This window comes from Streptomyces sp. NPDC104226 (assembly GCF_055584085.1).
Genome location: NZ_JBVJMS010000004.1, coordinates 609723 through 629939, shown reverse-complemented (window position 1 = coordinate 629939; position 20217 = coordinate 609723). Strand labels below are relative to the sequence as shown.

The 20217-nt window shown below is 73.7% G+C and carries 18 protein-coding genes; 7 read left to right on the top strand and 11 right to left on the bottom strand.

The annotated features are described in order from the left end of the window. Positions 1 to 62: 62 nt before the first annotated feature. On the top strand, positions 63 to 470 hold the full coding sequence (locus ACZ60J_RS16290) for a VOC family protein (protein ID WP_469682392.1): 408 nt from the start codon (positions 63 to 65) through the stop codon (positions 468 to 470). Between the two features lie 8 nt (positions 471 to 478). Here the strand turns inward: ACZ60J_RS16290 and nirD are convergent, their stop codons facing one another. Genes nirD through ACZ60J_RS16275 form a run of 3 tightly spaced genes read right to left on the bottom strand, consistent with a single transcriptional unit; the run spans position 479 to position 4769 of the window. Further along, positions 479 to 814 carry a nitrite reductase small subunit NirD gene (gene nirD / locus ACZ60J_RS16285; protein ID WP_469682390.1) on the bottom strand — a complete coding sequence of 112 codons (336 nt, stop codon included), beginning with the start codon at positions 812 to 814 and terminating at the stop codon, positions 479 to 481. After that, positions 811 to 3396 (bottom strand): nitrite reductase large subunit NirB, encoded by a 2586-nt coding sequence (nirB, locus tag ACZ60J_RS16280; RefSeq protein WP_469682388.1) that lies wholly within the window; start codon positions 3394 to 3396, stop codon positions 811 to 813. Before nirB ends, nirD begins: the two co-directional genes overlap by 4 nt. Positions 3397 to 3398: 2 nt before the next feature. Beyond that, the gene (locus ACZ60J_RS16275; protein ID WP_469682387.1) at positions 3399 to 4769 is read right to left on the bottom strand and encodes an NAD(P)/FAD-dependent oxidoreductase; all 1371 of its coding nucleotides are present in this window, start codon (positions 4767 to 4769) and stop codon (positions 3399 to 3401) included. A gap of 166 nt (positions 4770 to 4935) precedes the next feature. Here ACZ60J_RS16275 and ACZ60J_RS16270 point away from each other — a divergent pair, with 166 nt between their 5' ends. From ACZ60J_RS16270 to ACZ60J_RS16255, 4 genes are all read left to right on the top strand, one after another. Further along, positions 4936 to 6237, top strand: coding sequence for a ferredoxin reductase family protein (locus ACZ60J_RS16270; RefSeq protein WP_469682385.1), 1302 nt, complete (start codon positions 4936 to 4938; stop codon positions 6235 to 6237). Between the two features lie 529 nt (positions 6238 to 6766). Beyond that, positions 6767 to 7543, top strand: a complete 777-nt coding sequence (locus ACZ60J_RS16265) for a sulfite exporter TauE/SafE family protein (RefSeq protein WP_469682384.1) — start codon at positions 6767 to 6769, stop codon at positions 7541 to 7543. A gap of 40 nt (positions 7544 to 7583) precedes the next feature. After that, positions 7584 to 8573 carry a class I SAM-dependent methyltransferase gene (locus ACZ60J_RS16260; protein WP_469682382.1) on the top strand — a complete coding sequence of 330 codons (990 nt, stop codon included), beginning with the start codon at positions 7584 to 7586 and terminating at the stop codon, positions 8571 to 8573. Then, a complete protein-coding gene (locus ACZ60J_RS16255; protein WP_469682380.1) occupies positions 8537 to 9082 on the top strand; it encodes a hypothetical protein in 546 nt (181 codons plus the stop codon). The genes ACZ60J_RS16260 and ACZ60J_RS16255 overlap by 37 nt, the downstream gene beginning before the upstream one ends. A gap of 53 nt (positions 9083 to 9135) precedes the next feature. On the opposite strand, the gene ACZ60J_RS16250 is transcribed toward ACZ60J_RS16255, so the two are convergent. Continuing rightward, positions 9136 to 10554 (bottom strand): MFS transporter, encoded by a 1419-nt coding sequence (locus ACZ60J_RS16250; RefSeq protein WP_469682379.1) that lies wholly within the window; start codon positions 10552 to 10554, stop codon positions 9136 to 9138. 115 nt (positions 10555 to 10669) lie between these two features. Here ACZ60J_RS16250 and ACZ60J_RS16245 point away from each other — a divergent pair, with 115 nt between their 5' ends. Then, positions 10670 to 11254, top strand: coding sequence for a helix-turn-helix domain-containing protein (locus tag ACZ60J_RS16245; RefSeq protein WP_469682377.1), 585 nt, complete (start codon positions 10670 to 10672; stop codon positions 11252 to 11254). A gap of 11 nt (positions 11255 to 11265) precedes the next feature. Here the strand turns inward: ACZ60J_RS16245 and ACZ60J_RS16240 are convergent, their stop codons facing one another. The 4 genes from ACZ60J_RS16240 to ACZ60J_RS16225 all read right to left on the bottom strand — a co-directional run bounded on the left by ACZ60J_RS16240 (position 11266) and on the right by ACZ60J_RS16225 (position 14827). After that, positions 11266 to 11898 (bottom strand): class F sortase, encoded by a 633-nt coding sequence (locus ACZ60J_RS16240; protein WP_469682376.1) that lies wholly within the window; start codon positions 11896 to 11898, stop codon positions 11266 to 11268. A gap of 148 nt (positions 11899 to 12046) precedes the next feature. Beyond that, the gene (locus tag ACZ60J_RS16235; protein ID WP_469682375.1) at positions 12047 to 12610 is read right to left on the bottom strand and encodes a hypothetical protein; all 564 of its coding nucleotides are present in this window, start codon (positions 12608 to 12610) and stop codon (positions 12047 to 12049) included. A gap of 208 nt (positions 12611 to 12818) precedes the next feature. Continuing rightward, positions 12819 to 14096 (bottom strand): ATP-binding protein, encoded by a 1278-nt coding sequence (locus tag ACZ60J_RS16230; RefSeq protein WP_469682374.1) that lies wholly within the window; start codon positions 14094 to 14096, stop codon positions 12819 to 12821. Then, positions 14093 to 14827 carry a hypothetical protein gene (locus ACZ60J_RS16225; RefSeq protein ID WP_469682373.1) on the bottom strand — a complete coding sequence of 245 codons (735 nt, stop codon included), beginning with the start codon at positions 14825 to 14827 and terminating at the stop codon, positions 14093 to 14095. Before ACZ60J_RS16225 ends, ACZ60J_RS16230 begins: the two co-directional genes overlap by 4 nt. A gap of 217 nt (positions 14828 to 15044) precedes the next feature. Between ACZ60J_RS16225 and ACZ60J_RS16220 the strand changes: the two genes are divergently transcribed. Continuing rightward, complete coding sequence (locus tag ACZ60J_RS16220) at positions 15045 to 15521, top strand: gamma-glutamylcyclotransferase family protein (RefSeq protein ID WP_469682371.1); 477 nt, start codon at positions 15045 to 15047, stop codon at positions 15519 to 15521. A gap of 39 nt (positions 15522 to 15560) precedes the next feature. On the opposite strand, the gene dnaG is transcribed toward ACZ60J_RS16220, so the two are convergent. The 3 genes from dnaG to ACZ60J_RS16205 all read right to left on the bottom strand — a co-directional run bounded on the left by dnaG (position 15561) and on the right by ACZ60J_RS16205 (position 20212). Beyond that, positions 15561 to 17465: a DNA primase gene (gene dnaG / locus ACZ60J_RS16215; RefSeq protein ID WP_469682370.1), complete on the bottom strand. Its 1905-nt coding sequence runs from the start codon at positions 17463 to 17465 to the stop codon at positions 15561 to 15563. Positions 17466 to 17500: 35 nt separating this feature from the next. Next, a complete protein-coding gene (locus ACZ60J_RS16210) occupies positions 17501 to 18775 on the bottom strand; it encodes an NAD(P)/FAD-dependent oxidoreductase (RefSeq protein ID WP_469682369.1) in 1275 nt (424 codons plus the stop codon). Positions 18776 to 18868: 93 nt separating this feature from the next. Next, positions 18869 to 20212, bottom strand: coding sequence for a deoxyguanosinetriphosphate triphosphohydrolase (locus ACZ60J_RS16205; protein ID WP_469682367.1), 1344 nt, complete (start codon positions 20210 to 20212; stop codon positions 18869 to 18871). Positions 20213 to 20217: the final 5 nt, after the last annotated feature.

The following is a 20217-nucleotide window of genomic DNA, read 5'->3' as shown; positions in this document are numbered from 1 at the left end:
CTGCGGTCTACCTCTCGAAAGCAACGGAACCGCCCCGAAAGACCGAGAGAAGAGAGACCGCGATGTCCTCCACCATGATCTTCGTCAACCTGCCGGTCAAGGACCTGGAGGCCACCAAGACCTTCTGGGGCAAGCTCGGCTACACCTTCAACGCCCAGTTCACCGACGAGAACTGCGCCTCGATGCCCATCACCGACTCGATCGTGGCCATGTTCCTCACCGAGTCCCGGTACAAGGACTTCACCCACAAGGACATCGCGGACGCCACGAAGACCTCCGAAGTGCTGCTGTGTCTGAGCGCCGAGAGCCGCGACGCCGTCGACGAGCTCGTCGACGGGGCCCTGGCGGCGGGCGCCACCGAGCCCCGTCCCGCACAGGACCACGGGGTCATGTACGGCCGCGCCTTCGACGACCTCTCCGGTCACACCTGGGAGATCATGTGGATGGACCCGTCGATGATCCAGGGCTGACGCGCGGTTCAGCCGGAGGTCGCGGCGGTCCGCACCGGATAGGTCCGGACCGCCACCTCCTCGTCGTCCAGGCAGTGCCCCGACTCCAGGTCGAAGCGCTGCTTGAGCAGCGGCGAGGCCACGAAGAGCCGTCCCGCGGCCGAGCCGACCAGCCCGCGCGAGAGGACCTGCGCCCCGGTGAAGGGGTCCCGGTTCCCGATGGCGTACGGACGTCCCGTGCGGTCGACGAACACGGCGGCCTGGCTCCCGTCGGGCAGCAGTGCCGCCACCCCGCGGCCGGGGATCAGCGTCGACAGCTCGCACACGGTGAGCCATCCCTCCGCCACCTGCAGTTCCACGGTCATCGGGTGCCTCCCAGGGGCTCCAGGGTCAGAACGGTCAGGTCGGGCTTGACCTGGCCGCGCTCGGGGACGAACTTCACGCTCGGGTCGGGCGCGCCGGGGGCGTTGACGAAGGACACGAACCGGCGCAGCCGCTCCGGGTCGTCCAGCGTCTCGGCCCATTCGTCGCGGTAGTGCGCCACGTGGTCGGCCATCAGCGACTCCAGCTCCGCGCACAGACCGAGCGAGTCGTGCACGATCACGTCCCGCAGGTGGTCGAGGCCGCCCTCCAGCCGGTCCAGCCAGGTGGAGGTGCGCTCCAGCCGGTCGGCGGTGCGGATGTAGAACATCAGGAACCGGTCGATGAGCCGGACCAGTTCGGCGTCGGACAGGTCCTGCGCCAGCAGGTCCGCGTGGCGCGGGGTGGCCCCGCCGTTGCCGCCGACGTAGAGGTTCCAGCCGCTCGCCGTCGCGATGATCCCGAAGTCCTTGCTCTGCGCCTCCGCGCACTCGCGGGCGCAGCCGGAGACCGCCGACTTGAGCTTGTGCGGGGCGCGCAGGCCCCGGTAGCGCAGCTCCAGGTCGATGGCCATCCGTACCGAGTCCTGGACCCCGTAGCGGCACCAGGTCTGGCCCACGCAGGACTTCACGGTCCGCAGGGCCTTGCCGTACGCGTGCCCGGACTCGAAGCCGGCCTCCACCAGCCGGGCCCAGATGAGGGGGAGCTGGTCGATGGCGGCGCCGAAGAGGTCGATGCGCTGCCCGCCGGTGATCTTCGTGTAGAGGCCGAAGTCGCGGGCCACCTCGCCGATCACGATGAGCTTGTCGGGGGTGATCTCACCGCCGGGGATGCGCGGGACGACGGAGTACGAGCCGTTGCGCTGCATGTTGGCGAGGAAGTGGTCGTTGGTGTCCTGGAGGGCGGCCTGCTCCCCGTCCAGGACGTAGCCGCTCGCACCGAGGGTGGGGGCCAGCGAGGCGATGATCGAACCGACGGTGGGCTTGCAGACCTCGCAGCCCGCGCCGCCGCGCGCCTCCTCGCGGCCGTGGCTGTCGAGGAGCTTCTCGTACGAGGTCACGCGCAGGGTGCGGACGATCTCGTAGAGCTCGGCGCGGGTGAAGGAGAAGCAGTCGCAGAGCCCCTTGTCGGCGGCCGGCGGCATCAGCTGGCCGATCACCTTGAGGCAGCTCCCGCAGCCGGTGCCCGCCTTGGTGCACTTCTTGACCTCGGGCACCGTGGTGTGGGCGGTGATCGCCTTCTTCGTGACGTTGTGGCAGGAGCAGATCACCGCGTCGTCCGGGAGCGAGGCCGGGCCGATCGCCACGGGCGCGCCGACCCCGGCGGGCAGCACCAGCTGCTCGGGGGTGACGGGCGGTACGGAGCCGGTGAGCGGGCGCAGGATCCCGTAGGAGTCGGCGTCACCGACCAGGACGCCGCCGAGCAGGACGCCTTCGGCGGAGACGACCACCTTCTTGTAGACGCCGGAGCGGGAGTCGGAGTAGACGACGTCGAGGCTGTCGGCGGTGGCGCCGTGGGCGTCGCCGAAGGAGGCCACGTCCACGCCGAGGAGCTTGAGCTTGGTGGAGAGGTCGGCGCCGGTGAACTCCTTCTCGCGGCCCAGCAGATCGGCCGCGGCCGTCTCCGCCATCTCGTAGCCGGGGGCGACCAGGCCGTAGACGCGGCCGTCGGAGGCGAGCGCGCACTCGCCGATGGCGTAGACGTGCGGGTCGGAGGTGCGGCAGCGGGAGTCGACGGTGATGCCGCCGCGTTCGCCGACCGTCAGGCCGCTGTCGCGGGCGAGCTGGTCGCGGGGGCGGACACCGGCGGAGAAGACGACCAGCTCGGTGTCGACGCTGGAGCCGTCGGACAGCTTCATCCCGCTGACCGAGCCGTCCTCGCCGGTGAGGACCTCCTGGGTGCCGACGCCCGTGTGGACGGTCAGCCCCATGTTCTCGATGGTGCGCAGCAGGGCCGCGCCACCGCCCTCGTCGACCTGGACGGGCATCAGCCGGGGCGCGAACTCCACGACGCGGGTGGCGAGTCCGAGGCCCTTGAGCGCGCCGGCGGCCTCCAGACCGAGCAGACCGCCGCCGACCACGGCGCCGGTGGTCCGGGTCTTGGCGTACTCCTCGATCGCGAGGAGGTCCTCGATGGTGCGGTAGACGAAACAGCCCGGGGCGTCCTTGCCGGGGACGGGCGGCACGAAGGGGTAGCTGCCGGTCGCGAGCACGAGCACGTCGTACGGGAACACCTGCCCCGAGCGGGCGGTGACGGTGCGGGCCGCGCGGTCGATGCTCTCGGCGGGGTCGTCGAGGTGCAGCGCGATCCCGTGCTCCTCCATGAAGGAGGCGGGCGTGAGGGAGAGGTCCTCGGGGGTGCTGCCGGAGAAGTACGAGGTCAGGTGCACGCGGTCGTAGGCGGGCCGCGGCTCCTCGCAGAGCACGGTGATCCGGTGCGTGGAGGTGGCGCCGAGCTCGGCGAGCGCCTCCAGGTAGCGCTGGCCGACCATGCCGTGGCCGATGAGCACCAGGGCGGGCCGGGCTGCGGGGGTGGTGGCGGTGGCCCGGGAGGTGGCCGGGGCGGGGTGGGGCGTGGCTGCGGCCATGATCAGGAGCCTCCGTCGTCGGTGAGCAGGTGGTGCAGGTCGGTGAGACCGTGCTGGTCGGTGAGGGGGGCGCCGTCCTCCCAGCTGCGGGCGAGGGCGCCCACGCTGGAGAGTTCGCCGAGCAGGACCCCGCCGACGAGCCGGTCGCCGCGGATGACGACCTTGCGGTAGGTGCGGCGGGTGGCGTCGGCGAGCCGGACGACGTCGTCGCCGGGGAGTGCGGTGGTCTCGCCGAAGGCGGCGAGGTCGAGGGGCCGGTCACCGCCGGCGGTGAGGGTGAGCCGGGTCAGGGCGCGGGTCCCGTTGTAGGCGGGGTCCCGGCCGAGTCCCTTGCCGGTGCCGAGGAGGACCCCGGCGAGGGCATCGGCCTGTTCGAGGGCGGGGCCGGCCAGGCCGTACACCCGGCCCGCGTGCTCGGCGCAGTCGCCGACGGCGTGGATCCGGGGGTCGCTGGTGCGCAGCTCGTCGTCGACGAGGATGCCCTTGCGGACGTCCAGGCCGGCGGCCTGGGCGAGGCCGGTGCGGGGGCGGACTCCGCAGGCGAGGACGACGAGGTCGGCCTCCAGGCGGTAGCCGACCGCGAGCTCCACGCCGGTCACCCGGCGGGGGGCCGGGGCGGGGGTGGTCCTCGGGCGGCGGTCGGCGGGGCCGGCGGGGTGCGCCGGCTCTGCTTCTGCCGTTGGTGCTGCTGCTGCTGCTGCCGCTGCTGCTGCCGCCGACGCCGTCGTGTCCGTCGTCGTCAGCAGGCCGCGGACACGGCATTCCGTGTGGATCTCCACGCCCATGCCGGTGAGGTGGGCGTGCAGCAGCTCCGAGGCCTCCGCGTCCAGCTGGCGCTCCATCAGGCGCTCGCCCTGCTGGGCGAGGACCACCTGCGCGCCCCGCTCGGCCAGGGCGCGGGCCGCCGAGACGCCGAGGAGGCCGCCGCCGATCACCACCGCGCGCGCCCCGGGACGTACGGCCGCCGAAAGGGCCAGGCAGTCGTCCATGGTGCGGAACGCGTGCACCCCGGCGGGGAGTTCCCGGCCCTCGGGTTCGAACAGGCCGCGGAGGGGAGGGAGGACCGGGTTCGACCCCGTGGCCAGGACGAGGGTGCCGTACCGCTCGACCGAGCCGTCGTCGCAGTGCACCACCCGCTCCGCCCGGTCGATCCGTACCGCCCGCACGCCCCGGCGCAGCGCCGGGCCGGGGGCCGGGAGGGCCGTCACCTCCGGTGCGTACCGGCCGGCCAGGACCTCCGCGAGGAGGACCCGGTTGTAGGGGACGTGCTCCTCCTCGCCGAGGACGCGCACGTCCCCGCCCAGCCGGGCGGCGAGCCGCAGGCCGGCGAGGCCGCCGCCGATCACCACCACGCGTTGCTGTTCCGAGGTCATGACACGAGAGTGCGCGGCCGCTGTTTCCCCACGGCATCGCCTTTGTTTCCCGGACGGAACCTCGACCTCAGCGCGCGGGTTAAGCGCCCGTGAGGCGTTCCTCAAGGCCGCCTTAAGGATCACCGGGAGGCCGGGAGGGGCGTCTGAGCGGCCTTAGCGTGGCCGCATGCGAGAGCGAGACATGGCGGTTCGGGTCAAGGGCGGAATGCTCGGCGGGGCGGGGGCCGTCGCCCTGCTGTGGGCCGCCCAGGTACGGCCCTCGGCCCGGCTCGACGCGCTGTTCGCGACCGCCGCGCACCTGTCCGGCCTCCTCGCCGGGTACGGAGTGCTCGTCCTGCTCTTCCTCATGGCCCGCGTCCCCGCCGTCGAGCACGGAGTGGGCGCGGCCCGGCTCGCCCGCTGGCACGCGCTGGGCGGCCGCCACGTCCTGCTGCTCTGTTTCGGGCACGTGCTCTTCGCTCTCTGCGGCTACGCCGTGCACCAGGGCGTCGACGTGCTCTCCGCCGTCCGGGAGCTGCTCGGCTACCCGGCCCTGGCCGCCGCGGCGGCCGGGACCGTCCTCCTGGCCGCCGTCGGCATCACCTCCGCCCGCGCCGTACGCCGCCGGGTGTCGCACGAGACCTGGCGGGGAGTCCACCTCCTGGTGTACCTCGCCGCAGCCCTCGCCTTCGGGCACCAGCTCGCCGGGCCCGACCTGGCCCTCGTCGCCTGGTTCTGGGCCCTCGCGCACGCCGTGGTCGCCGTCCTGCTGGTCTGGTACCGGGCCGTGGTCCCCGTACGCCAGGCCCTGCGGCACGCGCTGCGCGTCGCCGAGGTCCGCGCGGAGGGGCCCGGGGTGGTCTCCGTCCTCGTCTACGGGGAACACCTCGCGGAGCTGCGCGCCGAGCCGGGGCAGTTCCTGCGCTGGCGGTTCCTCCAGCGCAGGCTGTGGCACACCGCGCTGCCGTTCTCGCTGTCCGCGCCCGTCCGCGGCAACACCCTGCGCATCACCGTGAAGGCCCTCGGCGGCCACTCCCGCCGGATCCGCCGGCTGCGCCCCGGCACGAGGGTCCTCGCCACCGGGCCCTTCGGGGCGCTCACCGCTGCGCGGCGGACCCGGACCAAGGTGCTGCTCATCGCCGGCGGGGTCGGGATCACCCCGATGCGGGCCCTGTTCGAGACCCTGCCCGGCGGGCCGGGGGACATCACCCTGCTCTACCGGGCGGGCGCCGAGGAACACCTCGTCCTGCGCTCGGAACTGGAGGCCATCGCCGCCCAGCGGCAGGCCGGGCTGCACTACCTGCTCGGGCCGTCGGGCGCCGCCTTCGACCCGCTGGCCCCGCAGGCACTGGCCGAGCTGGTACCGGAGCTGGCGGAGCACGACGTGTACCTGTGCGGGCCGCCGGGGATGGCGGACGCCACGATGGCCGCGCTGGTGCGGGCCGGGGTGCCGGTGGGGCGGATCCATGCGGAGTGCTTCGGACTCTGAGCCCGCGCCTCGATCCCGCTTCCGCGCCGCCCGCGCCCGAATTCGCCCCCGCCCCCGAGAGGTCGCCACCCCTGTGCGTCACCCGTTGCACGTCGCCCTGCCCGTGTCCTTTGCCGCTGCGCGGGGCTCGTCCCCTACCCACCCTTCGCCCGTTCCCTGGGGCTCCGCCCCAGACCCCGGTCCTCAAACGCCGGACGGGCTGGATTCGGCTCCGCCCGTCCCTCCGGTGGCGGGTCGGCGGGTGCCGGAAGGGGTGGATTCTGCTCTGCCCGGTCCTGGGGTGGTGGCTCGGCATCGGAGGCCTCGGGGGGCCGTGGTGCGGGCTGCCTGGGGGGCCGTACCGCCGGGCAGGCGGCTCGCGGCGGGGCTCGGGCTGGTCAGTGTGCTGGTCGCGAGCGTGCTGACGGCGGCGGTGGATCCGTCGGCTCCCGTGGCCCCGGACCGGGCTCCGGCCGGGCGAAGCTCAACCTTTGCGCAAGTTTCCGGAGATTGATGGCCGGTGCAGCCATCTGCTCCATAAGGTCGGGCCGTGCCTGACATATCGACAACCATGATCATCGTGCTGTGCGTGGCCGCCGCCGCGGCCGGCTGGATCGACGCCGTCGTGGGCGGCGGCGGGCTGCTGCTCCTGCCCGCCCTGCTCCTCGGCCTGCCGAACGCCCACCCCGCCACCGTCCTCGGCACCAACAAGGCCGTGGCCATCGTCGGGACCTCCGGCGCGGCCGTGTCGTACCTGCGCAAGACCCCGGTGGACGTGAAGCTCGCCGTCCGCATCGGTCTGGCCGCCCTCGCCGGCTCGATGGGCGGGGCCGCCCTGGCCGGCGGCATCAGCAAGGACGCGCTGCGCCCGCTGATCATGGCGGTCCTGGTGGTCGTCGCGGCGTTCGTCCTCTTCCGCCCCGCCTTCGGCGTCGCCCCCGGAGCCGCTCCGGTCGGCCGCCGACGCGTCCTGCTCACCATCGCGCTGGCGGGCCTCGGCATCGGCTTCTACGACGGGCTCATCGGCCCCGGCACCGGCACCTTCCTGGTCCTCGCGCTGACGGCCCTGCTCCACCTCGACCTGGTCACCGCCTCCGCCACGGCGAAGATCGTCAACGTGTGCACCAACGCAGGAGCGCTCGCCATGTTCGCCTACCAGGGCATGGTGCTGTGGCAACTGGCCGCACTGATGGCCGTGTTCAACCTGGCCGGTGCCATGATCGGAGCCCGGATGGCGCTCCGGAAGGGCAGCGGATTCGTCCGAGGAGTCCTCCTGACGGTCGTCGGAGCCCTGGTAGTGAAGCTGGGTTTCGAACAATGGGGCTGACCTGCAGCTGAGACGGTCGTCGGGGGATAAAGTTGCGAGCGTGCCCCACCTTGAGATATCCGACCTGATCACCGTCACCGATCCGCTCAGCGGGGCGCGACTGCCGGTGCGCCGGGGTGATGTGGTCCGCCGGCTCGACGAGGCCGGGGATCCGCGCGCGGCCCGGATCGTCGCCGGACTGCCGGCCGGCCCGGACGACGTGCTCGACCCGCTCGCCGTGGACCGGCTGATGATCGGCGTCCACACCGAGCTCCAGCGGCTCAGCGAGGAACTGCGCATCGGGGAACGGCTGGTGCACATACTGGACCCGCTGTTCGAGGCCATCAGCGAGATCGCGGGCCGCCGCGGCAGGTTCCGCCTGGTCGACATCGGATCCGGGCTCGGCTACCTCGTCCGCTGGCTGGCCTCCACCGGCGCCCTGGGCCCCAACGTCGAGCTGATCGGCGTCGACCTCGACGCCTCGCTCGTCGCCGAGGCCGACCGGCTGGCCCGCGCCGAGGGGCTCGACTGCCGGTTCGTCCACGGCAACGCCTTCGACCTGCCGGAGGTCGCCACCGTCTACGTCTCCACCGGAGTGCTGCACCACTTCCGCGGCCCCGCGCTCGCGGAGTTCTTCGAGGCCCAGGCCGACTCCCCGGCACTCGCCTTCTGCCACTTCGACATCGCCGCCACCCGGCTGGCACCCCTGGGCGCCTGGATGTTCCACCGCGCCCGCATGCGCCATCCGCTCGGCCGCCACGACGGGGTCGTCTCCGCCCGGCGCGCCCACTCGGACGAAACCCTGCTGCGCGCGGCGACCGTACCGGGCATCCGGCCGCTGCTCTACGAACCCCGCGGACTGTCGAACCCCTTCTCCACCACCCTGCGCCCGGTCCTGGGCATCCGGCCCTACCTGGAGGACCCGCTGCGCCAGGCCCTCGGCCGCGACTCCCGCCGGCTCGTGGGCGCGGAGCAGCTGATCCGCGGCGGACCGACCGGGCACGACCCCGCGGCATGGTCCGCGACCGCCGGGACCGGGGCCGCGCGATGAACCCGGCCTGGGCACTCGCCGCCCTCGGCCTCGTCGACGCGGCGTTCAGCGGCTTCCGCGCCTACGCCGGCCGGGACGCCCGGATCCGCAAGCACCGTGCCGTCGTCCGTGCGGCCCTGCGCGGGCTGTCGGTCGGCGCCGTCCTGCTGCTCGCCCCCGCGCTCACGGCCGGCGCCGTCCTGCTGCTCGCCGAGGATCCGGACCGGGCGTACGGGGCCCTGGCCGACGGCGGGTTCGGCTTCCTCGTCCCGCTCGGGGCCTATGCCCTCGCCGTCGTGTTCTCCCTCGCCGCCTACCTCGCGCTGCCGTTCCGGGCCGGCACCCTCGCCGTGGCCGTCGGGCTCGGCCCGCTGACCCTGGTCCGCCCCCTGGTCGTGGCCGCCGCCTGCGCCGCAGCGCTCGTCGCCGGGGGCGGCTGGACCTCGCTCCTGGTGGGAGCCGTGGCGGGCGCCGCGGTCCTGTGCGTGGAGCCGTACGTCCACCGCCGCTGGTACGCGCCGGCGTACTAGGCCGTCTCTTTCTCGGCGGTTCGGGGAGGGCCTCGGGGCCTGCGAGGCGCTCGTCAAGCAGACGGTTCAGCCCCCTGCGGCTTCACGGAGGCCCGGGCCACCGCGAAGAGGGACAGTCCGCAGGCCGTCACGAGCAGCCAGCCCGGCCGGGACGCCCGGGCGAGGGCATCCGGGGCGACGCCCGCGGCCAGAGCCCCCGCGACGGCGATGCCGACCGCCGATCCGACCTGGCGGGCGGTGGAGGTGACGGCCCCGGCCACACCGGCACGGGACGGCGGGAGTCCGCCGACCGCGGTCTGGGTCAGCGGGGCGTTGGCGAAGCCGAACCCGATGCCGATGAGCAGGTGGGCCGACAGGAGCAGCGGCACGCCCGGGCTCGGGCCCAGCCCCACGCCCGCCATGCAGAGCCCGCCCGCCGCGGTGAACCCGCCCGCGAGGAGGAGCGGTCGCCGCGGCCCGAGACGCCCCGTCAGACTCCCCGACCAGGGCGCGCACACCGTGGCCCCGAGCGCGAGGGGCAGGGTCGCGGCACCGGCCGCGAGCGGGGTCCAGCCGAGGGCGTCCTGCAGGTACAAGGTGGTGAGGAGCAGGCTCACGCTCAGCGCGGCGAACACCGCCACCGCGCCCAGGACCGCCGAGGCGAAGGGCGGCCGCCGGAACAGCCGGAGGTCGATCAGGGGCTCGGGCCGGCGGAGCTCGACCCGGGCGAAGGCGGCCGTGGCCGCCGCGGCGACGGCGTAGCAGGCCAGGGCGGCGGGGGAGGTCCAGCCGATGCGGGGGCCTTCGATCAGGACGCCGACCGACACGCACAGGGCCGTCGTGAGGAGCAACTGGCCGGGCAGGTCGAGCCGCCGGGCCCGCTGCCCGCGGGACTCCGGCACGAACACCGCCACCAGGACGAGCGCGCCGACGACCACCGGGGCGTTGATCCAGAACACCGAGCGCCAGCCGAACGCCGCGATGAGGGATCCGCCGATCACCGGCCCCGCGGCCATGCTGAGCCCGAAGACCGAGGCCCATATGCCGATGGCCCGCGCCCGCTCCCGCGGGTCGGGCATCGCGTTGACCACGATCGCCAGGGCCACCGGGCTCAGCATCGAGGCCCCCATCCCCTGGACGGCCCGCGCCGCGACGAGCAGGCCGAGCGACGGAGCGAGGGCGCAGGCGAGGGAGGCCAGACCGAAGACGGCCAGCCCGCACCGGAAGACCCGGCGGCGTCCGAAGCGGTCCGCGAGGGCGCCGGAGGCGATGAGGAGGCTGGCGAGGACCAGGGTGTAGGCGTCCACGACCCATTCCAGACCGCGGGTGTCCGTCCCCAGGCCCCGCCCGATCGCGGGCAGGCCCACGTTGACGATGGTGGTGTCCACTCCGATGAGGAACATGCTCAGCGCGCAGACGGCCAGTACCGTCCACCGCCGGCGCGCGCCGAGGGCCGGCCCTGTGGCCGTTCCGGCCGGGATCGTCGTGGTCATGGGTCCGCCTCGGGTCCGCGACGGCCTGTCGGCCGCCGGCTTCGGATGTCGCCCCATGCTCGGACCGGGCGGCCGCCAAGGCCCAGGAAATTTGCCGGTACCGCAAAATGACCCCATGGACAGGGACGCCGAACACGCCGCGCACGCCGAACTCAAGCGGACCCTGGACGCCATCGGCCCGCGCCTGCGGGCGCTGCGGCGCGAGCGCGGCCTCACCCTGGAGGCCCTTTCCCAGGCTGCCGGGATCTCCGTGAGCACGCTCTCCCGCCTGGAGTCGGGCAAGCGGCGGCCGACCCTCGAACTGCTCCTCCCGCTCGCGCGCACCCATCGCGTCGCCCTCGACCAGCTCGTGGCGGCACCGGTCACCGGTGACGCGCGCGTCCACCTGAAGCCCCGCCGCCGCGACGGGAGCATCCTGGTCCCCCTGACGACGTACCCCGGCCGGGTCCAGGTCTTCAAGCAGGTGCTCGCGTACCGGGAGCCGAAACTGGTGACCCACGCCGGCTACGAATGGCTCTACGTCCTCGCCGGCGAGCTCCACCTCGTCATCGGCGAGCGGAGCCTCACCCTGCGCCCCGGCGAGGTCGCCGAGTTCGACACCGGCGAACCCCACTGGTTCGGCCCCGCCGAAGGCGAGGTGGTGGAGATCCTGCACCTGTTCGGCCCCCACGGCGAGCAGGCCGTCGTCCGCACCGGCTAGGCCGTGCCCCTCTAATACGTGCCCGTCAGGTGGGCGAAGACGACCACGTTGCCCTGGTAGCCGGTGCGCGGGGAGAAGCCCCCGCCGCAGGTGATGACGCGGAGCTCGGCGCGCGGCGATGACCCGTACACGCGGGAGTCGGGGAAGGCCTTGGCGTCGTAGACCTCCACCGCGTGGACGGTGAACACGGCCGTACGTCCGTCGGCGCGGGCGATCTCGATCAGGGCTCCGCGGCGCAGGGCGCCGAGGTGGTAGAAGACCGCGGGGCCGGTGGCGTTGTCCACGTGCCCGGCGACCACGGCGGTGCCGGTGGCGCCCGGGGTGGTGCCCTCGCGGTACCAGCCCGCCAGGTCCCGGCGCGCGGGCGGCGGAACTTCGAGACTGCCGTCGGCCTGCAGCCCGAGCCCGGTGAGCGGGGCGTCCACCCGGATGGACGGGATCCGGATCCGGGTGGGAGGGGAGCCGGGGAGCGCGGCGATGGCTGCGGGGAAGCGGGCCTGGGCGCTCAGCGCCTCACCGGGGGACGGCAGCGGAGGCCGGACGGGCTCGCTGGAGCCGCTGCCGATCAGCCAGACGCCGATGCAGGTGGCGAGCGCGACGAGCCCACCGGCGCGGGCGCGGGCGCGGCGTCCCTCTGCCTCCATGCGGCCCCCTCGGCTTGGTGACGTGTGACGTGTGACGTGAACGAGGTGACTGGCCGTCGCCCGGCCCCGCGAACGGGGGGGACCTCGCGGGGCGGGCGACGGGGGACGGTACCGGTCGGACCGCGGCCGGAGCCGCGGTGGGCGTCCGTCAGTTCCGCGTGCCGCTCGCCCGGCGACGCAGGAACCAGGTACCGCCGACGGCGGTGGCGGCCAGCACTGCCACTCCCGCCGCGATCTTGGCGGGGTCGGTGGTGGTGGTCGTGCCACCGCCCACCCCGGTGCGCACGTGGCCCTGGGGGGCGCGGTCGTGCTCGGTGACGATCAGGTCGCCGGTGGCGAACTTGCCGTTCGCGCAGGTGGCGCCGATCGCGTGGGTGCCGGGGTGGGCTCCGCGGGCGACCTGGAACTGTCCCACGACCACCTCCTTGTGGGTGCCCGGGGTCAGCTTGAAGCGACCGCCCCCGACGGTGGTGGCGTCGCCCTCGGCGTGGCTGCCGGGACCGCAGGCCGTGGTGTTCACCGTGACGGTGGTGCCGGGGGCGGCGGACTTGGGCCAGATCTCCAGCGGGGCGAAGTCGCCGGCCGCGAAGCCCGTCATGCCGAAGCCCGTCATGCCCAGGTCCGCGGCGGCGACCGCGCCGGCCACCGGTCCGGCGAACGCGACGGCGGTCAGCGCGGTGGCGGTGAGCACGTGGGCGGTGCGTCGGCGCATGGCGGGTCTCCTGTGGACACGGGGTCGTGTCTCCGAGGTAACCCGGGCGGCCGGGCGACCGCCTGCTGATGCGGTGTCAGATCGACGTCGGGGGGAGGGGGTGGCGGGGCGTTCCCGCAGGTGGGGCGCGGTGGGAGGACATTTGCGGGCCCCCACCCCGTCCGGGTGACGCCGAGCTCGCGGGTGCGGGCTCGGCCCCCGGGCCGGGTCAGGCCGGGGGGAGGGTGAGGGTGGCCGCGGCTCCGGTGGGGGTGGGGTTGGTGAGGGTGATGCCGGCTCCGATGACGTGGGCCTGGCCCAGGGCGATGGTCAGGCCGAGGCCCGTGCCCTGGCCGCGTTCCGTCGCACCCGTCAGGAACCGCTGCGGTCCGTCCCGCAGCAGCGCCTCCGGGAAGCCCGGGCCCCGGTCCCGTACGGTCACCGTGTTCCCGGACACCGTCACGGTGATCGGCTCCCCGCCGTGCTTGCGGGCGTTGACCAGCAGGTTCGTCAGGATCCGCTCCAGCCTCCGGACGTCCGTGCGGACGCGGGCCGTGCCGTCGGCGGCGCCCAGGACCTGTGCCTCCACCCCCGAACGCCGGGTGACGGCCTCCACCAGCGGCCCCAGGGGGTGGACGTCCAGCTGGGCCACCTCCCGGTCCCCGTCCAGCCGGGCCACCTCCAGGAGGTCCTCCGTCAGGCTGCGCAGGGCTGCGACCCGGTCGCGCACCAGCTCCGTGGGCCGCCCCGGAGGGAGCAGTTCGGCGGCGGTGTGCAGACCGGTCAGCGGGGTCCGCAGCTCGTGCGCCACGTCCGCCGTGAACCGCTGCTCCGCCACCAGCCGCCGTTGCAGGCTCGCCGCCATCGTGTCGACCGCCGCGGACAGCTCGGCCACCTCGTTCCGCGTCCCCGGCACGCCCGACGGGCCTATCCGTGCGTCCAGTTCGCCCGTGCTGATCCGCCGGGCCGTCTCGGCCGCGGACCGCAGGTCCTTGCTCAGCCGGCTGGCCAGCGCCGCCCCGCCGGTCGCCGCGAGGGTGACGACGACCGCCCCGAAGGCCATCAACTTCTGGTCCAGTTCCCACAGTTCCGACTGCTCCGCCGCCAGCGACTGGCGTACGGAGAGCACGTGGTCGCCCCCGACCGGCCGGGCCGCCCACACCGCCGGTTGGGGGCCGCGCAGGTCGAGGTAGGTGGTGCGCTTCCCGGCCAGGGCGGCCTGCCGCAGGGGTTCGGGCAGGCTCGGGCAGTCGAGGCGCGCGTCGGCCTCGCCGACCTTGTCGAAGTCGAGCTGGCCCGTGAGCTCGTACACCTGGCGCACCCGGACGAGCTGCGCGAGGGCGCTCTGGCGCGCCGCGTCGGCCACCTGGTTCGCCCGGGCCTCGTGGATCAGGATGCCGATGGTGAGCGCGACCAGCGAGCAGCCGACGGCGAGCAGGACGGCGATCTTCCAGCGCAGGCCGAGGGAGTGCAGCAGGCGGCGGCCGCGGAGCAGGAGGCGCTTCACCGGCCGCCCCGGTCGGTGGGTCCGGGTGTTTCGGAGCCGGAGTCGGAGCCCGAGTCGGAGCCGTCCGGCAGTGGGGCCGGGCACGTGCCGGAGCCCGGTGCGGAGATGACGTTGCCGAACCTGTGCTCGTCGCTGAGCACGCTCATCCGCTGGCCGTCCCAGTGGTAGCGGATGTCGTGCGCGGAGCCGTCGTCGTCGGTGGTGCGGACCAGCAGATCGGTGCCGACGGTCTCGGCGCTCAGCCGCCGGCCGCTGGTCATCAGGATCGGAACGATCTTCCCGTCGGCCACGGTGTAGACGCTCAGCACCGAACGCCCGGTCTGGGTGTCGGCGGCGACGATCAGCTCGTGGTGTCCGTCGCCCGTCAGGTCCGCGTACCGGGCCGGCCGGAGCCCGGCCTTGCCGGGACTCTGGATCTGCTTCCCGTCGCTGAAACGCTTCATCGCCTTGTCCGCACGGACCACGGCCATCACGTCGACCTTCTCGATGCCCCCCGGCCCCACCGTGGGGGCGTCGTCGAGCGGCCGCGGCGGCGGCACCCGGCCGGCCACCGCCGTACCGCCGGAGCTCGGGGCCTCGGTCCACGTGGGCCAGAGCGGCTTCGGCCGGGGCTGGGCGGACACGGGCGGCGCGACCTCACCGGGTCCGAGGCCCCCGGGCGCGGCGCAGCCGCCGAGGCCGGTGCAGAGCAGGGCGGCCGCGGCGATGCTGCGGAGGGTCGGTCGAGTCATGGGAGGCGGAACCGTCGGGTGGGGGGTGGGGGTGTGGTGGGGGAGGGCGGCGTGCGGGGAGGCAGACTGACGGTAGACGGTGTCGGTCACAGGGACCGGGCGGTCGTGTAACAGCCGTGCGGAGGCGGGATCCCGTGGCCGAAGTCGGGACTTCGGACCCGGACCACGGCCGGTGGGAGACCGGTCAGCAGCCCAGTCTGAAGCGAGGGAGGCCCGTATGACATCGGCCGATCGGCCGGAAGGCCAGGGCGGAGGAACGATTCCTCGGAGCGAGGAGCTGCCGTTCTTCGTCTACGGGACCCTGCGCCCGGGAGAGGTCAACCACGCCCTGTTCCTGCGCGGCCGCACGGCCGCCGAGGAGCCCGCCCGCCTCCCGGACGCGGCCCTGTACGAGGGCCCCGGATACCCGTACGCCGTGGACCGCCCCGGCTCGGCGATAGCCGGAGAGCTGATCACCCCGGCCCCCGGGGCCTACGCGGAACTCCTCGTCGCGCTCGACCTGCTGGAGGAGTACGCCGGCCCCGGACACCCCGCCAACATCTACGACCGCACCGCCCGCGAGGCCCTGCGCCCCGACGGCACCCCGGTCCGCGCCTGGGTCTACCTGGCCGCCCCGTCCCTGGCCCACCACCTGGCCCGCTCCGGCACCCCCATCCCGGGCGGCGACTGGCTGCGCCGCCGGGGAGCACCCTGATCCGGAAGGGACTGCCTACGGACCTACAGGCCTACGGACCTACAGGCCTTCCGCGCCGCGGTTGCGCAGGCGCTGGCCGTACTGCTGGAGCACCCACAGCTCTTCCTGGACCGCCGCGAGCTGCTCCGGGGCGTCCTGGTGGCCGAGGCGGGCCAGGGTGCCCTGGATCTCCTGGACCCGGCGGTCGACGGCGCGGAGCCGCACCGTGACCAGCTGCTCGCCGGCGTAGATCTCGTCCACGGTCTTGCGCATGATGACCTCGACCGCGAGCTCGGTGACCATGGCGCGGACGGTGTCGTTCGGCGCGGACTCCCGGACCCGGACCAGGTAGTCGTCGTCGGCGGCCGAAGCGCCGCCCGCGTCCTGGATGGCCTGGCGGACCGCCGCGTACGGCGGCGCCGTGAACTCGTCGACTCCGTAGGCGTCGAAGGCCGGTGAGACCAGGGCCGGTCGCTGCAGCGCCAGCTTGAGCAGTTCCCGCTCGGTACGGGCGGCGGGGCTGCGCAGGTTCAGCGCGGGACCCGAGGGGGCGGCGGCCGGCGCAGGGATGTCCTCGTACGCGTGGTCGGCCTGCCCCCGGCGCTGCTGCTGGGGCTGGTTGCCGCGCTCCCGGGCCCAGCGGTCGAGCTGGGCGATCCGCTTGACCACGAACTGCTCGTCGCGCATGCCGAGCATGCCCGCCAGCTGGACCGCCGATTCGTGCTGGATCGCGACGTTCTTGATCTTCTTGATGATCGGGGCGGCTTCCTCCAGGGCTGCCGCCCGTCCCGCCGGGTTCTCCAGGTTGTGCCGGGCCACGATGTGCTTCAGCGCGAACTCGAAGAGCGGGGTGCGGGCCTCGACCAGCTCCGCGACGGCCGCGTCGCCCTTGACCAGGCGCAGGTCGCAGGGGTCCATGCCGCCCGGGGCGATGGTGATGGAGGTCTCCGCGGCGAACTTCTGGTCGTCCTCGAAGGCGCGCAGCGCGGCCTTCTGCCCGGCCGCGTCCCCGTCGAAGGTGAAGATCACCTCGGCGGTCGCGTTGTCCATGAGCAGCCGGCGCAGGATCTTGATGTGGTCGCCGCCGAAGGCGGTGCCGCAGGTGGCGATCGCGGTGGTGACCCCGGCCATGTGACAGGCCATGACGTCGGTGTAGCCCTCGACCACGACGGCCCGGGAGGTCTTGGCGATCTCCTTCTTGGCCAGGTCGATGCCGTACAGCACCTGGGACTTCTTGTAGATCGCCGTCTCGGGGGTGTTCAGGTACTTGGGCCCGTTGTCGTCGTCGCGCAGCTTGCGCGCGCCGAAGCCGACGACCTCCCCGCTGATGTCGCGGATCGGCCACATCAGCCGGCCGCGGAAGCGGTCGATGGGCTTTCCGCTGCGGCTGTCCTGGGCCAGGCCCGAGGTGATCAGTTCCTTGTCGCTGAAGCCCTTGCCGCGCAGGAAACGCGTCAGGTGGTCCCAGCCGGCCGGGCTGTAGCCCACGCTGAAGTGCTGGGCGGCGGCCTGGTCGAAGCCGCGCTCGGCCAGGAACTTGCGGCCGATCTCCGCCTCGGCGCTGCCGAGCTGGTCCACGTAGAACGCGGCCGCGGCCTTGTGCGCCTCGACCAGCCGGATGCGCTCGCCGCGGCCGCTGGTGCCGGCGGTGTAGCCGCCCTCTTCGTACCGCAGGGTGATGCCGGCCAGGCCGGCGAGGCGTTCCACCGCCTCCGAGAAGGAGAGGTGGTCGATCTTCATGACGAAGTCGAGGGTGTCCCCGCCCGCCTGGCAGCCGAAGCAGTGGTAGAAGCCCTTGCTGGGGCTGACCTGGAAGGACGGGGACTTCTCGTCGTGGAAGGGGCAGAGGCCCTTGAGGTTGCCGCCGCCGGCGTTGCGCAGCTGGAGGTACTCCGAGACCACGGCGTCGATCGGGACTGCGTCCCGTACCGCCTTCACGTCGTCGTCGTTGATCCGTCCTGCCACACGCGCAAGTCTACGGCCGGGCGGAGACAATCCCGTCAGGCACCCTCCACCGCAACCAGGGCCGAGAGAGGAACGGAGGGATCCGCCAGCTTCTCCCGGTCCACGGGCGCCTTCGACCTGATCAGGGCCTGGATGTCCTCGGTGACGTCCCACACGTTCACGTTCATCCCGGCCAGCACCCGGCCGTCCGAGAGCCAGAAGGCGATGAACTCCCGCTTGCCCGCGTCCCCGCGGATCAGCACCTGGTCGTAGCCGCCCGCCGGGGCGTACCCGGAGTACTCCAGGCCCACGTCGTACTGGTCGGAGAAGAAGTAGGGAACCCGGTCGTACGAGACCTCCTGCCCCAGCATCGCCCGGGCGGCGGCCGGACCTCCGTTGAGCGCGTTCGCCCAGTGCTCCACCCGCAGCCGGGCTCCCAGCACCGGATGGTGCGCGGCCGCCACGTCCCCGACCGCGAAGACGTCCGGGTCGGAGGTGCGCAGCGAGGCGTCCACGGCGATCCCGCCGCCGTGCTCCCGGTCCACCAGGGCCAGGCCCGAGGTCTCCGCCAGCGCGGTCCGCGGGGCGGCCCCGATCGCCGCGAGGACCGCGTGCGCCGGGTGCTCCTCCCCGTCGTCCGTACGGGCCGCCAGCACCATGCCGTCCTGCCCGACGATCTCCGTCAGGTGGGAGCCGAAGTGGAAGCGGACCCCGTGCTCGGTGTGCAGGTCGGCGAAGAGCCGGCCGACCTCCGGACCGAGCACCGCGTGCAGCGGGGTCGGCGCCGGCTCGATCACGGTGACCTCGGCCCCGTACCCGCGGGCGGCCGCCGCGACCTCCAGGCCGATCCAGCCGGCGCCCGCGATCAGCAGGTGCCCGTTGTCCCGGCCCAGGCTGGCCAACGCCTTGCGCAGCCGCTCCGCGTGCGAGAGCCGGCGCAGGTGGTGCACCCCGACCAGCTCGGTGCCCGGGATGTCGAGCCGGCGCGGTTCGGCGCCGGTGGCCAGCAGCAGCTTGTCGTACGGCAGCGCCGTGCCGTCGCCGAGGACCACCTTCTTGGCGTCCCGGTCGAGGTGGACCGCGGGCTGGCCGAGGTGCAGCTCGATGTCGGACGCCGCGTACCAGGACGGCTCGTGGACGAAGACGCTCTCGCGCTCCTCCTTGCCCGCCAGGTAGCCCTTGGAGAGCGGGGGGCGCTCGTAGGGATGCTCGCGCTCGTCGCCGATCAGGATCACCCGCCCCGTGAACCCTTCGGACCTCAGCGTCTCGGCCGCCTTAGCCCCGGCGAGCCCTGCGCCGACGATGACGAACGTCCGGTGTGCGTCGACCACCTGATGCCTCCTCATAACCTCTGCGCCACATGCGACCACATGCGAGCGTCCCGCACCGAGCCTGCCGCGTGAAGGGGGAGTGGCCCGATCGGCTCACCCTTCGGCGCGTCGCGCGCGCTGGGTGAGGCGGGCGTGCAAGGAGCGCGCCGAGGCGTCCGTGAGGGACGCGATCTGGTCCACGACCGCCCGCTTCCTGGCCCGGTCGTCCGGGGCCGCGTCGAAGATCGCACGGAACTGCGGGTCCAGACCCTCGGGCGCGCGGGCGCTGAGCGCCTCCGCCAGTTCGGCCAGGACGATGCGCTGATCGGCGCGGATCCGCTCCTGCTCGTCGCGCTGCATGACGTAGAGGTCGGCCACGGCCTTCAGCACCGCGCACTCGTTGCGGGCCTCGCGCGGCACCACCAGCTCCGCCGCGTACCGGGTCAGCCGGCCGGTCCCGTACGCCTGCCGGGTGGCGCCCTCGGCGGCCAGGCAGAAACGGCCGATCAGCTGGCTGGTCGCATCCTTCAACCGGGCCTGGGCCACGGCCGAGCCGTCGTACCCGTGCGGCCACCACTCCTGCTCCATCAGACGGTCCAGGGCCTCGCGCAGCTCCTCCGGCTCCGTGCCGGCGGGCACGTACCGGCCGATGGCCACCCGCCAGATCTCGGCGCGCTCGGGCTCGGCGAAGAGCAGGTTCGGGTCGAGGTGGCCGGCGTGCAGACCGTCCTCGAAGTCGTGGACGGAGTACGCCACGTCGTCCGCCCAGTCCATGACCTGCGCCTCGAAGCACTTGCGGTCCGCGGGCGCCCCGCGGCGCAGCCACGCGAAGACCGGCAGGTCGTCCTCGTAGGCGCCGAACTTCACCGAGCCCGGGTCGGTGGGGTGGTCCCCGCGCGCCCAGGGGTACTTGGTGGCGGCGTCCAGGCAGGCCCGGGTGAGGTTGAGCCCGACGCTGACGAGCTCGCCGGTCGCCGGGTCGGGGACGAACCGCTTGGGCTCCAGCCGGGTCAGCAGGCGCAGCGACTGGGCGTTGCCCTCGAAACCGCCGCAGTCCTTGGCGAACTCGTTGAGGGCTTCCTCGCCGTTGTGGCCGAAGGGCGGGTGCCCCATGTCGTGCGACAGGCAGGCGGCTTCGACCAGATCGGGATCGCAGCCGAGCGCGGCGCCGAGCTCGCGGCCCACCTGGGCGCACTCCAGGGAGTGCGTCAGCCGCGTACGGGGACTGGCGTCCCAGTCGTACGAACGCGTCCCCGGGGTCACCACCTGGGTCTTCCCGGCGAGCCGGCGCAGCGCGGCGGAGTGCAGCACGCGGGCGCGGTCGCGCTGGAAGGCGGTCCGCCCGGGCCGTTTGTCGGGCTCGGTGGCCCAGCGCTCGACATCGGCGGGCTCGTACGGCTCGCCGGGCAGATCGGAGCCGGGTCGGACAGGTGCGGTGGTGCCTTCCATGCCTTCCATGGTCA

Coding starts and splice junctions, on each gene's coding strand:
- ACZ60J_RS16290 (WP_469682392.1), top strand. CDS start 63: ATGTCCTCCACCATGATCTTCGTCAACCTGCCGGTCAAGGACCTGGAG.
- nirD (WP_469682390.1), bottom strand. CDS start 814: ATGACCGTGGAACTGCAGGTGGCGGAGGGATGGCTCACCGTGTGCGAG.
- nirB (WP_469682388.1), bottom strand. CDS start 3,396: ATGGCCGCAGCCACGCCCCACCCCGCCCCGGCCACCTCCCGGGCCACC.
- ACZ60J_RS16275 (WP_469682387.1), bottom strand. CDS start 4,769: ATGACCTCGGAACAGCAACGCGTGGTGGTGATCGGCGGCGGCCTCGCC.
- ACZ60J_RS16270 (WP_469682385.1), top strand. CDS start 4,936: ATGCGAGAGCGAGACATGGCGGTTCGGGTCAAGGGCGGAATGCTCGGC.
- ACZ60J_RS16255 (WP_469682380.1), top strand. CDS start 8,537: ATGGTCCGCGACCGCCGGGACCGGGGCCGCGCGATGAACCCGGCCTGG.
- ACZ60J_RS16250 (WP_469682379.1), bottom strand. CDS start 10,554: ATGACCACGACGATCCCGGCCGGAACGGCCACAGGGCCGGCCCTCGGC.
- ACZ60J_RS16245 (WP_469682377.1), top strand. CDS start 10,670: ATGGACAGGGACGCCGAACACGCCGCGCACGCCGAACTCAAGCGGACC.
- ACZ60J_RS16240 (WP_469682376.1), bottom strand. CDS start 11,898: ATGGAGGCAGAGGGACGCCGCGCCCGCGCCCGCGCCGGTGGGCTCGTC.
- ACZ60J_RS16235 (WP_469682375.1), bottom strand. CDS start 12,610: ATGCGCCGACGCACCGCCCACGTGCTCACCGCCACCGCGCTGACCGCC.
- ACZ60J_RS16225 (WP_469682373.1), bottom strand. CDS start 14,827: ATGACTCGACCGACCCTCCGCAGCATCGCCGCGGCCGCCCTGCTCTGC.
- ACZ60J_RS16220 (WP_469682371.1), top strand. CDS start 15,045: ATGACATCGGCCGATCGGCCGGAAGGCCAGGGCGGAGGAACGATTCCT.
- ACZ60J_RS16205 (WP_469682367.1), bottom strand. CDS start 20,212: ATGGAAGGCATGGAAGGCACCACCGCACCTGTCCGACCCGGCTCCGAT.